The 14,144-nt window shown below is 38.7% G+C and carries 9 protein-coding genes and 1 rRNA gene; 1 reads left to right on the plus strand and 9 read right to left on the minus strand.

Annotation, left to right across the window (positions count from 1 at the left end; all coding sequences use genetic code 11):
- Positions 1–219 precede the first annotated feature (219 nt).
- A 5S ribosomal RNA gene (rrf, locus tag J3U74_RS08070) occupies positions 220–335 on the plus strand.
- A gap of 968 nt (positions 336–1,303) precedes the next feature.
- On the opposite strand, the gene J3U74_RS08075 is transcribed toward rrf, so the two are convergent.
- The 9 genes from J3U74_RS08075 to plsB form a co-directional block, all read right to left on the minus strand.
- Positions 1,304–2,098: an ABC transporter ATP-binding protein gene (locus J3U74_RS08075; protein ID WP_220218293.1), complete on the minus strand. Its 795-nt coding sequence runs from the start codon at positions 2,096–2,098 to the stop codon at positions 1,304–1,306.
- Between the two features lies 1 nt (position 2,099).
- Positions 2,100–3,044 (minus strand): ABC transporter permease, encoded by a 945-nt coding sequence (locus tag J3U74_RS08080; protein ID WP_220218292.1) that lies wholly within the window; start codon positions 3,042–3,044, stop codon positions 2,100–2,102.
- A gap of 59 nt (positions 3,045–3,103) precedes the next feature.
- Positions 3,104–4,081 carry an ABC transporter substrate-binding protein gene (locus J3U74_RS08085; RefSeq protein WP_267329178.1) on the minus strand — a complete coding sequence of 326 codons (978 nt, stop codon included), beginning with the start codon at positions 4,079–4,081 and terminating at the stop codon, positions 3,104–3,106.
- Positions 4,082–4,400: 319 nt separating this feature from the next.
- Positions 4,401–5,363, minus strand: a complete 963-nt coding sequence (locus J3U74_RS08090) for an ABC transporter substrate-binding protein (RefSeq protein WP_220218290.1) — start codon at positions 5,361–5,363, stop codon at positions 4,401–4,403.
- Positions 5,364–5,588: 225 nt separating this feature from the next.
- Entirely contained in the window at positions 5,589–6,497 is a 909-nt protein-coding gene (gene fdhE, locus J3U74_RS08095) for a formate dehydrogenase accessory protein FdhE (protein ID WP_267329177.1), read from the minus strand.
- An 86-nt stretch (positions 6,498–6,583) separates the two neighbouring features.
- Positions 6,584–7,285 carry a formate dehydrogenase subunit gamma gene (locus J3U74_RS08100; protein WP_267329176.1) on the minus strand — a complete coding sequence of 234 codons (702 nt, stop codon included), beginning with the start codon at positions 7,283–7,285 and terminating at the stop codon, positions 6,584–6,586.
- Positions 7,278–8,252, minus strand: a complete 975-nt coding sequence (fdxH, locus tag J3U74_RS08105) for a formate dehydrogenase subunit beta (protein ID WP_294834285.1) — start codon at positions 8,250–8,252, stop codon at positions 7,278–7,280. Before fdxH ends, J3U74_RS08100 begins: the two co-directional genes overlap by 8 nt.
- Positions 8,253–8,268: 16 nt before the next feature.
- A complete protein-coding gene (gene fdnG, locus J3U74_RS08110; protein ID WP_267329175.1) occupies positions 8,269–11,337 on the minus strand; it encodes a formate dehydrogenase-N subunit alpha in 3,069 nt (1,022 codons plus the stop codon).
- A gap of 324 nt (positions 11,338–11,661) precedes the next feature.
- Entirely contained in the window at positions 11,662–14,088 is a 2,427-nt protein-coding gene (gene plsB / locus J3U74_RS08115) for a glycerol-3-phosphate 1-O-acyltransferase PlsB (RefSeq protein WP_220218285.1), read from the minus strand.
- Positions 14,089–14,144 lie beyond the last annotated feature (56 nt).

A 14,144-nucleotide genomic window follows, 5' to 3' on the forward strand; every position in this document is an offset into this window, starting at 1 on the left:
TCAGGTGTGTAAGTGTAGTGATACATTGAGCTAACTGATACTAATGAACCGAGAGTCTTAACCTTACAACTCGGAGTTGTTTTGGATTACGTGAAGTTGAAAGAGTAAGAACTCATCGAAAGGTGATGAAAGATTGATAAAACAGTTTGTTCCGGATTGAGCGATTGATGCAGACATGCGATAATGCGCATCAATTGAAGAAAGAGAAGACAGAATATGTCTGGCGGTAATAGCGCGGTGGTCCCACCTGACCCCATGCCGAACTCAGAAGTGAAACGCCGTAGTGCCGATGGTAGTGTGGGTATTACCCATGTGAGAGTAGGGTGCCGCCAGACTTTTAAATTAGAGCGAAAGCCCAGCAGAAATGCTGGGCTTTTTTGCTATTTGTTGTTGCCAATCTGAATATGAATAGATTATTAATTTGATTACATAAAAACATTGGATAATCAATTAGTCATCACTTTTTTCCCAAATTATCGTTCACATTAACTTGTGGTTTCCCGCATAATTAACATTTAATTGGATATTTCCCATTTATTCAATTATTCAATTATTCAATTATTCAATTATTCAATTATTCAATTATTCAATTAATCAATTACCTAATTAACCAATACCCAATTATCCTATTTCTATTTTTTTATATCTCAAATATAGTTCATTTAAATTAAGACAAATCTATGTCATGCTTATGATAACTACCAATAAGACGAATGGCTGTAAAAGTAAACTACTAACTATTCATTGTTGCACATTTAAGATCTTGTCAGTATATAGTATTAGATCTGTCATTAAATAAACTCACATTCAAAAGTGTATTTATTTGGGTTAGCTAAAGTGATTACCGGCACAAAGAGAAAGGCATATTATTGGAACAATAAGGCATGGGCTTTTGATATTGATAAATATGTCTTAGAGGCAATTTATGAACTTACTTTAATGAGAGTTTATAAAGATTTGGTTCTGATAACGGTGAGTGTATAAGATCATCATTGAAAAACCGTCAGCTAGAGAAAAATTTGAAAGAATAGAGAGAATATATTTATTTTGGTTAACTAAAGTGATTACAGGCACAAAGAGAAAGGCATATTATTGGAACAATAAGGCATGAGCTTTAAATGTTGATAAATATGTTTTAGAGGGTATCTACCTACTTACTTTCATGAGAGTTTATAAGGTTTAGTTTTGATAACGGTGAGCGTATAAGATCGCCATTGAAACTACGTCAGCTAGAGAAAAATTTAAAGGAATAGAGAGTAGCAAGCAATATTTCCGGTAGAAATATTGCTTATTATATGAAGGATTAACCTAATAGTAAGGCATCGTCGGTAACTTTCTCACCACGGGTTTTTTCAAACATTTCAAGCAAGTCTGTGACCGTTAATTTACTTCTTTCTTCTCCTGATACATCAAGTACAACCTGTCCTTGATGAAGCATTACTGTTCTGTTTCCATACTCTAAAGCTTGTTTCATTGAATGGGTAACCATCATTGTGGTTAATTGATTTTGACCAACAATTTCATTAGTTAGTTCTAAAACAAACTGTGCCGTTTTAGGATCAAGGGCGGCAGTATGTTCATCAAGTAACAGTAATTTTGAAGGCTGTAAAGTCGACATCAGCAAGCTGACCGCTTGTCTTTGACCGCCAGAAAGCAAACCCATCATATCGGACAGGCGATTTTCAAGTCCTAAGTTCAAAGTAGCTAGCTTGTCTTTAAAAATTGCACGAAGTTTACCATTTAATGCCGGGATTAATCTAAATCTATGACCACGGTTATAAGCAATGGCTAGATTTTCTTCTATAGTTAAGTTCTCACAAGTACCGACCATAGGATCTTGAAAAACTCGGGCAACCATACCCGCTCTTTTCCAAGCTGGGCAACGGGTAACATCCTGATCATTGATAATAATATGTCCTGAATCAGCAAATAAATCACCACTTATAACATTAAGTAACGAGCTTTTACCTGCACCATTACTACCAATAATAGTAACAAATTCACCTTTACGGACGTTAAGATTTAATCCTCGTAAAACATGATTTTCAATCGGTGTTCCTTGATTAAAAGTTAATTGTATATCGCTAACCTTAATCATGTTAACTTCCTCTTTTCTTTGAACGTTTTTGCAACTGCTTAGGTAACACCAGCGCAAGGACAACTAAAATTGCTGTAATAAGATTTAAATCTTCCGTTCCAACGCCAATATCTTGTAAGAATTGATTGCTAAGGGCAAAGGCAATAAATAAACGATATAAAATAGAGCCAAAAATAACCGCTAGCATCACTGCCCATATACGTTTGGTTGGAAAGATACTTTCACCAATAATAATCGAAGCAAGGCCTATCACAATTGTTCCAACACCTATAGTAATATCGGCACCACCTTGAGTTTGAACAAATAAAGAGCCGCCTAATGCGATTAGGCCATTGGATATTGCCATGCCAAGAATTGTGATACTGCCGGTTGGAATTCCTTGCGATTTTGCCATTCGTGGATTTGTACCGGTCGCCCTTAATGCTAAACCTTTTTGAGTATTTAAAAATAGATTCAGTAATACCCAAAATACCACAACAAAAGCAAGTACCATTAAAGGTTGTACGATGTATTGATTACTATAATCTTCCGCAATAAATGGCGAGAATATTGTTTTAGCATCCAGTAACGAAAGATTTGGTGAGCCTGCTAATCTAGGTGTTTCACCCATAACATATGGACCAATACCTAAGATCCGCAGATTGATCGAATAAAGCCCAATCATCACTATAATACTTGAAAGTAATTGTAAAATATTGAGTTTAACGTACAGTAAACCTGTCATCGCACCCGCTAAACAGCCAGCAAGCATACCAAGCAAGGTTGCAATCCATGGATCGATACCAACATAGATACATAATCCACAAACTGCGCCCCCTAGCGGAAAGCTTGCATCAGCGGTTAAATCGGGAAAATCAAGTAAACGGAAGGAGATAAATACACCTAAACTCACAAGGGCATAAATAAGTCCAATTCCAATTGAGCCTAATAAAAATTCAAAAGACATGAAAAGATCCATTAAAAGTAACCGCCAAAATTGGCGGTTTAGTTAATAAGAATAAACAGTTATTTTTCAATAATATTTTCTGCTGATTTTAACACCTCTTCTGACAATGTGATTCCTTGTCGTTCAGCAGCTTTTTTATTAATTGTTAATTGTGTGATATTCCCCACTTGCGGCGGAATATCACCGGGTTTTTCACCATTTAGTATTCGAATAACAATTCTACCAGCTTGACGGCCAAGATCATAATAGCTCATACCTAAAGCGGCAATAGCACCACGCTCTGCTGATTCAGGGTTTGAGGCAATAAGAGGGATTTTGCTTTCGTTAGCAACTTTAGCCAAAGCTTCATAGGCAGAAACCACATTGTTATCGGTGGTAGTATAGATCAAATCGACTTTACCTTTCAAACTTCTGGCTGCAGTAGAAATATCTGAAGTGCGTTGTGCCGGGGCGGCTATGATTTTCATTCCACGTTTTTCTAACGCTATTTGAAGCTCTTTTAAAATGATTGTTGAATTCACTTCGCTAGGGCTATAGACATAGCCAATATTTTTCGCATCGGGTTTAATTTTCAACATCAGATCAATTTGTGAATCGAGTGAAAGCGCATCAGATACGCCCGTTACATTTGTTTTTGATGCTTCCCAACTGGTTGTTAATTTAGCGGCAACTGGATCGGTAACGGCGGTAAACACAATTGGGATAAGTTTTGTTGTGGCAACTAACGCTTGCGAACTTGGTGTTGCGATGCCAACAATCACATCCGGTTTACTTGCCGCAAACTGCTTGGCAATTTGAGCAGCATTAGCACTACTACCTTGTGCACTTAAAAACTGCAATTTAAGATTTTTACCCGCAATATAACCGTTGTCTTTTAACTCATCTTCAACACCTTTTCGCACATTATCTAATGCCGGGTGTTCAACAATAGCGGTGATAGCTACATTTTTTTGCTCATCATTTGTTTCTGCGGAAGATGAGAAAGCCATAATGGATAAGCTTAATAACATACAAAATTTTATAATCGTATTACGCATAAGGTGCTCCTGTAAGAATTTTTTTACAATTAAGCGATTAATAGATTTACTATAAAGCAAAAACAGATAATTTTCTAGAAAAAAAGAACAGTAATGGTGTAAATAATTTATTACACACTATGAGTGGGGGATAGCAAAAACGCAATCTATTATTGGTAGATTAAATAACACCAATTTAAGCGCATCATCAACTTTATGGGATAAGTTAAGATTAGTGAAGTGAATCAGGGGTGACTATAAGTTATACTTTGCTCAGTTTCGTGAGCAAAGTATAAAAGATATTGATAATGTTCGCGCCTGGTTATCGCTTCGTTATCAATTAGTTATCGCCAATGACTTTATAAGCCGACTCGATAATTTGGGGAGAAAGCGTGATCCCTTGTTTTTTCGCCGCTTGGGTATTTATAACAAGGCGTAATGCTTCACCAATTTCTGGTTTGATATCGCCAGCTTTTTCGCCTTTCAAAATCCGCACAACAAGTTTCCCGGATTGACGCCCAACATCATAATAACTCATGCCGTATGCCGCAACGGCACCACGCTCAATCGCATCGGGGAAAGATGCTAACAATGGAATTTTATTTTCATTAGCGAATTTTACTAAAGAATCATAAGCAGAAACCACATTATTATCAGTGGTCGTATAGATAAGATCAACTTTACCTTTTAGGGTATTTGCAGCAGTTGAAATATCGGCTGTTCGTTGTGCTGGCACGGCGACTAAAGCGATATTGTGTTTAGTTAACTCAGCTTGTAAATTTTTTAATACGACAGTGGAGTTAATTTCGTTTGGGCTATAAATATACCCAACTGATTTAACGTTAGGGACAATTTTTTTCATGAAATCGACCTGTGGCACAATTTCTTGATAATCCGACACGCCCGTAATATTGGTGCCACTTGGTTGCCAATCTTTTATTAATTTTGCCGCTATCGGGTCGGTGATCCCGGCAAAAACAACCGGAATTTGTTTCGTTGCCGCCGCAGTAGCTTGAGCACTTGGCGTTGCGATTGCGACAATTACATCGGGTTTAGCTGCAACAAATTGTCTGGCTATTTGGGCTGCGGTAGCGCTACTTCCTTGCGCACTTTTATATTGCACTTTTAGATCTTGGTCTAATTTAAAGCCACTTTCTACTAATTCGTCTTTAACGCCATCACGAATCTGATCTAACGAAGGGTGTTCAACAATCGCCGTTATAGCGACATTTTTAACCGTATTGGCCGAACTGAAAAATGGCGCAATGATTAACATAACAAACAATAAAAAATAACGTTTCATAGATTACACTCATAAACTAGTACAGTGGTTCTAATTCTAGTCTTATTATTTGCAAATGTTAAGTTGTATTTTATTTTTATTTACTTTGTACTTAATTAAGATAACTGGGTCGTCTAACGATTATTTGTCGATCAGCTATCATCGGATGTTGAATAACCAAATACAATTGGCAAACATCTAATCGCTGACTAATGTTTAATAGCAATAATATAAAGCAATCAACGATTAGTTACCAAAAATAAACGGATTGATCCCACTTTTAGCAAATCCTTCTTCTTCGGTTTTTATATCTAAAATTAATGAAGCGATATCATCAGCAATCACTTCTAAATGTGGGTCTTTATCTTGATCAAAGATTTTCAGATAGCTTTGACAAGCATGACAACATTCCGTTTTAATGGCGGCTAATGTATTATCCAGTGAAAAATATTCTATATGTTGTAAATCATCACAACTGGTACATTTTACTCGCGGTACATACCACTCACTTTCACACAAACTACAATGTAAGTAACGTAAACCATTATTACCGCCAATTTGAATAACACTTGCCACCGGCATACTATTACAAACAGGACATAACCAACTGTTATCGGTATTTTCCGCAACCGCTTTACCTTTAATTTGGCTAGCTAACTGGCAATAGTAAAGCGAAAGCGCCGACCAAATAAATATCGATTCATTACCTTCTACCTTATTGAGCTTACCATTGAGTAAATAAAGCGCTTTTTGCTGTAGTTGCTCAGCACTATTTTTAAGCAGTGACTCAATGACCAATGTAATTTGCGGGGTTGTGTCGGAAATGGCTTGTAACAATTGATTTAAATATTTTTGCCACACATCGCTTAATGGTAAATTTTTTAAACTTAATGGTGGATTATCGTTATTTAACGGGATTGATTGGTGAAGCTCAACTGGTTGTTGTTTTACTAAATTAGCTTGTTGCTGGGCTATTTGAAGACAGAAATTTAAATAATCACTAAATGGGCTTTTTCGGGCTAATGCTTGTAAACGTTTGACTCGATGAGTATAAAGCGTTTTTGCAGAAGGATAAAAAACTAACGGGATTTGTTTAATAACTGAATTGAAATTGTGTTGTTCGAGTTGTGCTTGTGGAACAATTTTTATACTCATTATTGCTTACCTGTAATTGATATATTAACCATGATTTATTGTCAATTAAGAAACTTCCGCCGACAGGTATCAGCGGATAGTTTTAATTATATTTCAGCCGGTTTTTGATCACTTTGCGCTGCCTGCTCAGTTTTGCTGTCTGAATTTTCTTTCAGTTCTTGTTGATAAAGCTGTTGCATTTCCTCCTCATACCATGCTGAGTGATTTTTACGTGCCCATGCTCTTGATACATAACCTGTAATCATCCCTTTGATCGAGCCTTTAACCCAAATAGCCATATAAGCGTGACCGATAGCAAGTAGAATTAAAGCGATTGCGGCAAGTGAATGGAAAAATATCGCAATACGGACAATATAAACCGGGAAATAATCTGAAACGTATCTACGCCACATGATCATACCGGTAATAAACAAGACCGAAATTAAGCCCATAATGCACCAGAATAAAAACTTTTGCCCAATATTGTATTTGCCTATCGGAATACCTTCTTCTTTACCCATAATGACGCTTTTGAAGTTTTTAATCCAAATAATATCGTTTTTATTGGGGATGTTATGATGAGCCAGTTTTAAAAACATTAACATCAACAGTACAAAAACAACACAACCAATAATTGGATGTAATGCCCTAACTAATTGTGGTGTTCCGAGCACTAAGCTAAATAGTTTAATCGACGGAAAAAACAAAGATAAACCTGAAAGCGCAGTTAAAATAAACAAGCACACCATACACCAGTGGCAAAAGCGAACAATAAGCGGTGTTCTTAATATCATTCCTTTTTTATTCATGGTGATTCTCCTGTTGTGATGAATCGATATTATTTTTTCGACCCAAAATAGGTAGGCCTAAACGTTTTCTTGCTTGTTGATCGGCTTGTTTTTCGTGTTCAATATCATCTTCATCTACTTCAATTGCACCGACACCCATATAATGGAATAGTAATCCACCAAATGTAGCAACAAAGGCCGCAGCCGAAATCGGCTTCCAGACACCTTTCCAAAATTTAACAACGTCACTGATATGCGGATCTTTGGGTAAACCGTGATAAAGTTCTGGCTGATCAGCATGATGTAACACATACATAACATGCGTACCACCCACACCTTGAGGATCATAAAGCCCGGCATGCTCAAACCCACGTTTTTTCAGATCTTCAATACGATGCTCAGCATGGCGAATCATATCTTGCTTAGTACCAAAATGAATGGCGCCGGTTGGGCAGGTTTTGACACACGCCGGCTCTTGACCCACTGAAACCCGATCGACACATAACGTACATTTATAGGAGTGATTATCTTCTTTACTGACTCTTGGAATGTTAAATGGACAACCGGCCATACAGTAGCCACAGCCAATACAGTGTTCTGACTGAAAATCAACGATACCGTTGGCATATTGTATAATTGCCCCTTCTGAAGGGCAGGCTTTTAAACAGCCCGGATCGGAACAGTGCATACAACCATCTTTGCGTATTAACCATTCGAATTTACCATTTACTTCTACTTCCGAATAGCGCATAACCGTCCACGCTTTGGGTGCTAAATCAGCGGGATTATCATACACACCAACGGTATGACCAACTTCAGCGCGTAAATCATTCCATTCGCTACACGCAACTTGGCAGGCTTTACAGCCGATGCAAGTTGTGACATCGATTAATTTGGCTACCTCTTGCTGGTAGTCCCGAGCTCGTGGCGCCGGTGTTAAAGCATTGGTTGCTGAGCGGCGAATAATATCTTGAGTTTGTAATGACATAACTAAATCTTCCTCCCTATGCCGCTGTGGTAACTTTTTCGATATTGACTAAAAACGATTTATACTCAGGCGTTTGTGAATTAGCATCACCTAAGTGCGGTGTTAACTCATTGACCAAAAATCCTTTTTTCGTCTGGCCGGTAAATCCCCATACAATAGGAATGCCAATAGTTTCGATCTCTTTACCGTCAACTGTTAAAGTTGGCAGGCGTTTAGTGACAACTGCTTTAGCCTTGATATAGCCTCGATATGAAGTGACTTTAACCATATCGCCCAGTTTTATGCCTTTTTTACTTGCTAAATTCTCGCTAAGCTCAATAAATTGCTCTGGTTGCGTAATTGAGGCTAGCCTTGCATGTTGAGTCCAAAAATGGAAGTGTTCAGTAATACTGTAAGTGGTGCCGACATAAGGGAAATCATTGGCGCTACCTAAGCGAGCTAAATCTTCTTTAAATACTCTCGCAACCGGACTACTGACTTGTTTTGGATGCATAGGGTTATTTGAAATTGGTGTTTCAAACGGTTCATAATGCTCCGGGAAAGGTCCGTCAACTAACCGATTTAAGCAAAATAATCCGCCTAAACCGTCGTTATTCATAATAAATGCGCCAGCGCCTGAACTCGGTGGTAATGTAGCGGTAAAATCGGCGACATCATTACCCACCCAACTTGAGCCATTCCATTTAACTAATACCCGTTTAGGATCCCATGGATTACCATTCTCATCAGCAGAAGCACGGTTGTACAGTACTCGGCGATTCATTGGCCAAGCCCACGCCCAGCCGGCATGCACACCTTTACCGGACGGATCGCTAGGATCTCGCCGCGCCATTTGGTTGCCTTGTTCAGTCCATGAGCCACAGAAAATCCAAATACCTGAAGAGGTGGTACCGTCGGCTTTTAATTGAGCAAATCCGCTCAATAATTGTCCTTTTTTCAGTACCACATTGCCATTAGCATCAGTGAGATCGGCTAGCGCTCGACCATTACACTCTTTGGCTAACTCTTCGGCTGCTGGTCCTTCTGGATCTTGATAATCCCAGGTTAGATTATCGATAGCTTCATGATAAGCTCCACCTTCAAGGGCATATAGCTCTTTAATTCTTAAATAGATACGAGCAATGATTTCCGGATCGTAAAGGGATTCATATGGAGGCCTTGCCGCCGCCCAGTGCCATTGTAACAAGCGTGAAGAGTTAACGATTGTGCCGTTCTCTTCGGCAAAACAGTTCGAAGGTAGCCTAAAGACTTCAGTTTGGATTTTGCTAGAATCAACATCGTTAGACTCACCATGATTTTTCCAAAATTCGGCTGTTTCGGTTGGTAGCGGGTCTATGCTCACTAAAAATTTTAAATTAGATAACCCTTCACGAATGCTGTTTTTATCCGGTAAAGCTGCAAGTGGATTAAAGCCTTGGCAGATAAAACCATTAGCTTGGCCGTCACGCATCATTTTACTAAATCGCAACATGTCGTAAGTTTGATCCCACTTAGGTAGCCAATCAAATCCCCAATTATTCTCTTTTGTGGCTTTATCGCCATACATGGATTTCATAAAGCTGATAAAGAATTTAGGATAATTCCCCCAAAAATTGACCTCGTTGGGACCAAGCGGTTTTGGGGTTTTTTCATCTAAATACTGCTCAAGTGAAACTTGCGATTCTTTTGGTAAATCAAGATAAGCTGGCAGGCGATTGGATAGCAAGCCCACATCGGTTAAACCTTGAATGTTAGAGTGTCCACGCAAGGCATTAATGCCTCCGCCCATAACGCCAATATTACCTAAAATCAGTTGAATCATTGCCGCTGTGCGGATAATTTGGGTGCCATAAGTGTGTTGTGTCCAACCTAACGCATATAAAAATGTCGCAGCTCTATCATTGGTTTTGGTGCTAGCTAAAGAACGACAAACGTGTAAAAAATTGTCAATCGGGCTACCGGTTATTTGATTAACCATTTCCGGCGTATAGCGGCTGACATGTTTTTTAAGCAGATTCCAAACACAACGCGGATGGCTAAGGGTTTTATCTCTTAAGGCGTAGCCATTGCCATCTTTTTGGTAAGCCCAACTGGTCTGATCATACTGACGATTAGCCGCATCATAACCACTAAATAGTCCGGAAGCTTCATCAAAATTAAAATCATCCCGAACTAGTAAGCTGGCATTACTATGGGTGACTAAATATTCAAAATTAACTTCGTTATGCGTGATCAGATAATTAATCACCCCAAGTAAAAAAGCAATATCAGAGCCGGAACGAATGGGGACATAATGGTCAGCTACCGAAGCTGTTCGATGAAACCGTGGATCAATAGCAATCAGTTCGGCGCCATTTGAAATTTTTGCTTCAATAGCCCATTTAAAGCCAACCGGGTGCGCTTCAGCCGCATTACCGCCCATAACAATAACCACATTGGCATTTTTAATATCATTCCAATTGTTGGTCATGGCGCCACGACCATAGGTTGCCGCTAAGCTTGATACCGAAGGACCATGGCAGACCCTAGCTTGCGTTTCAAGGCTTAACATACCCAGTGAACGGGCAATTTTAAACGCTAACCAACCTGTTTCATTACTGGCTGCTGAGGTTACCGCCCAACCAGTTGTTGTCCAGCGATTAACGGTGGTACCTTGTTTATTTTTCTCGATAAAATTTTTGTCTCGGTCAGCTTTCATTAAGCGAGCGATACGGTCTATTGCGTCATCCCAACTAATGCGTTGCCACTTATCAGAGCCTGGCGCTCGATATTCCGGATATTTAACCCGTTGCTCGCTTTTAATATAATCAAGCACACCAGCACCTTTCGGACAAAGAGAACCTCGACTCACCGGATGATCAGGATCGCCTTCAATATGAAAAATCGAAGACTCGGCATTTTTAGCACCATCCCCACGACTATAGAGCAACATGCCACATCCTACCGAACAATAGGTGCAGTTATTGCGTGTTTCTTTTGATTTTAATAGTTTATATTGGCGAGTTTGTGCAAGCGCTACATTGGGCGCAAATCCCAACGTAGCAACCGTTGTTCCTGCCATGCCACCAGCACAGATCTTAAAGAACTGTCTACGGTTAAATAGCATATGAACTCCTTAAAAAGCTGACATTACATTATTAAATTTATTATGTTGGAAGCAGTAAAAAACATCCCTATTAATTGTAATGATAATATTTAATTGACCGGAAATAAAGGGAAAAACAAGTACAAAAATGTAAAGTTTTGACATATGTCAAATAAATGGGGCTGAATTAATAAAAAAAATAGAAATCTGTTGAATAATCTCGATTATTCATGCAAAAAATTAAGATTTAAGCTGTGTTTTAGTGTAAAAAAATGAAGTATTGTATTATTGTCTTGCTCATGGGAAGTTCATGAGCAAGATTATCCAAAATAGGCGTTAATTTATCTACTTATCAAGTGGATTAATTTCATCAATCGTTTGCATCACTCGGGCGGTGATAAGGGGTTTAAGAATGTTATTCATTGCCTCAATTTTCGGCAAGTTAGCATCGCCTTTATCATCTAAGTAACCCTGTTCTCGCATTGAACTGACCAATGCTGAAAAAACGCCTTTATCGAAAAATTCAGGTGCATTAATACCATGTAAAACTGATAATCTTTCAGCAATAAGGCGTGCTTCTTTCTCTAGCGTGCCTCGGCTAATGCTTGGATCTTTTTGCAGTAACGAAAAAGCAATAACGTAACGCTGTAATGTATCTTTAGAAGATGAAGAGAGTAATTGCAATCCCGACATTTTTAAATAATTCAATGTTAATTTATCCGGAGAATAACTGATCAAATTCAACTCAGCATAAGCGTCAATGATCTGATGAACATATTGAGTTAATTGCTCATCGTTATGATAAAGAAACAGTTCCGATTTAATTAACGGGAACAGCAATTTCACTTGCTCAACAACCTCTTGTGATGAGATTCGATTATGCTTTAACAAAATTCTGGCAACAATGGCCGGAATAATTAACAAATGTTGAATATTGTTGCGGTAATACGTCATTAAAATGGCTTGTTCGGCTGTAAGCCCAACAATTTCACCCGCTTCATCGGTTGTGATGACAAATTTACCCATTTGTTTAGCATGCTCGAATAACTCTTCGGGCGTCTGATCGGGAATGGTTATCAAATCCGAATAAGGAATGCTTTTAAATAGTTTAATCAAATAACTGATATGCTCAAGCAATCTCACTTTAGTTAGCGCTCGTTGATCGGCTGCTAATAAGATCGAGCAACATAAGTTCATCGCATTAATTGCCGCTGATGAGTTAATGCGCTCCATAATCTCTTTAGCTAACAAATTGGTTGTTGGTGTCAGCCAGTTTGGGCGCACTGTGCCGGTTGGTTCGATAGCATCTCGCCATTGCGGAACTTGTTGCGTTAAAAATTGGTTTAAAGGTATAGGGTGGCCAAAATTGACATAACCATAACCCAATTTTTTCAGTTTTAAAAAGGCTTTAATGGTGCGCCATAAACTCTCTTTCTTTTTTTGAGCGCCACGCAGTTCATTGGCATAAGTGGCAACTTCTAAAACATGCTCGTAGCCGATATAGACCGGAACAATAGTGATCGGCCTTGCATCGCCACGCAAAAGTGTTTGAACGGTCATCATTAACATACCCGTTTTCGGATCGAGCAATCGACCGGTACGTGAACGGCCCCCCTCGATAAAGTATTCAACCGCATAACCACGGATAAATAGTTCAGCAAGATATTCCCGAAAAACAGAAGTATAAAGTTTATTGCCTCGAAACGAACGGCGAATAAAAAATGCCCCTAATCGTCTAAAAATCGGACCTGCAGGCCAGAAATTTAGATTAATACCAGCGGCAATATGTGGTGGCACTAATCCTTGACGATACAGAACATAGGATAATAACAGGTAATCCATATGGCTTCGATGACAAGGTGCGTAGACAATTTCATGACCATTTTGAGCCAGTTCTCGCACCGGGTCAGCATTGGTAACTTTTAAGCCTTGATAGAGCCTATTCCATGCCCAAGTCAGTACAAAATCGGTGATACGCAGCATTCGGTAAGAAAAGTTAGCGGCAATCTCATTTAACATCGCTAACGCATTTCTTTGCGCTTTCTCTTGACTGATATTTTTACTTTTCGCTTCTTCTTCGATCGCTTCAGCTAATCCCGGTTTTTTAAGTAAACCGTTGAGCATCTCTTGTCTGACCGGCAATTTAGGTCCGACTGAAGCCATTCTCTGTTTAGCAAAGTGAATGCGGGCAACACGAGCCAATTTATGAGCTAATACCGAAATATCTTGCTGCTTATCATTCTGTAAAGCTTTAAACGATACTGTACGGGAAAAACGGGTATAGCAGTCTCGACCTGATACAATGATTTTATATAATTTATAAGTTGCACCAAGCACTTGCAACGTAGGTTTCTTTTTACCTTCTTTATCCGGGCTACGTCCAAACATAACCGAAACCGGTAACATTTGGATATCCAGATCTTCATTTTGCTGATGCGCCGAAATATAGTCTTTTAAAATATCGATAGACATATTTTGCAGCTGGTTAGAAGCAAAAAAGCCAGGACCTTTATCAATATAGATAAAAGCCGGCACAATTTTGCCATTAATATCGATGCCTTTTAATGGATCAGGTAAATCATAACGTAAACACAGCGAACGAACGACCATTAAATCGATCTGAGAGTTATAAGGTAGTACATATAAGATAGGTCTATTGGTATCCAAATCTAATTCAGTAATTGGATCGGTCGGAATCGGTTTGCTTTTGACAAAAAGCTTAACCGGGATCTGAATTAGTGACAAATAGATTTTAGTCCACCAAGGAAACATAAAGATAAACCTCTTAATTTACTGCTAATGATATACTTAAATAACTTAAGGTTAAT

It is taken from the genome of Gilliamella sp. B3892 (assembly GCF_026536305.1).
Taxonomy (GTDB): Bacteria; Pseudomonadota; Gammaproteobacteria; order Enterobacterales; family Orbaceae; genus Gilliamella.

Bases quoted from the DNA above. Each gene is read 5' to 3' on its own strand.
- J3U74_RS08075 (WP_220218293.1), bottom strand. From the start codon at position 2,098: ATGATTAAGGTTAGCGATATACAATTAACTTTTAATCAAGGAACACCG.
- J3U74_RS08080 (WP_220218292.1), bottom strand. From the start codon at position 3,044: ATGTCTTTTGAATTTTTATTAGGCTCAATTGGAATTGGACTTATTTAT.
- J3U74_RS08085 (WP_267329178.1), bottom strand. From the start codon at position 4,081: ATGCGTAATACGATTATAAAATTTTGTATGTTATTAAGCTTATCCATT.
- J3U74_RS08090 (WP_220218290.1), bottom strand. From the start codon at position 5,363: ATGAAACGTTATTTTTTATTGTTTGTTATGTTAATCATTGCGCCATTT.
- fdhE (WP_267329177.1), bottom strand. From the start codon at position 6,497: ATGAGTATAAAAATTGTTCCACAAGCACAACTCGAACAACACAATTTC.
- J3U74_RS08100 (WP_267329176.1), bottom strand. From the start codon at position 7,285: ATGAATAAAAAAGGAATGATATTAAGAACACCGCTTATTGTTCGCTTT.
- fdxH (WP_294834285.1), bottom strand. From the start codon at position 8,252: ATGTCATTACAAACTCAAGATATTATTCGCCGCTCAGCAACCAATGCT.
- fdnG (WP_267329175.1), bottom strand. From the start codon at position 11,337: ATGCTATTTAACCGTAGACAGTTCTTTAAGATCTGTGCTGGTGGCATG.
- plsB (WP_220218285.1), bottom strand. From the start codon at position 14,088: ATGTTTCCTTGGTGGACTAAAATCTATTTGTCACTAATTCAGATCCCG.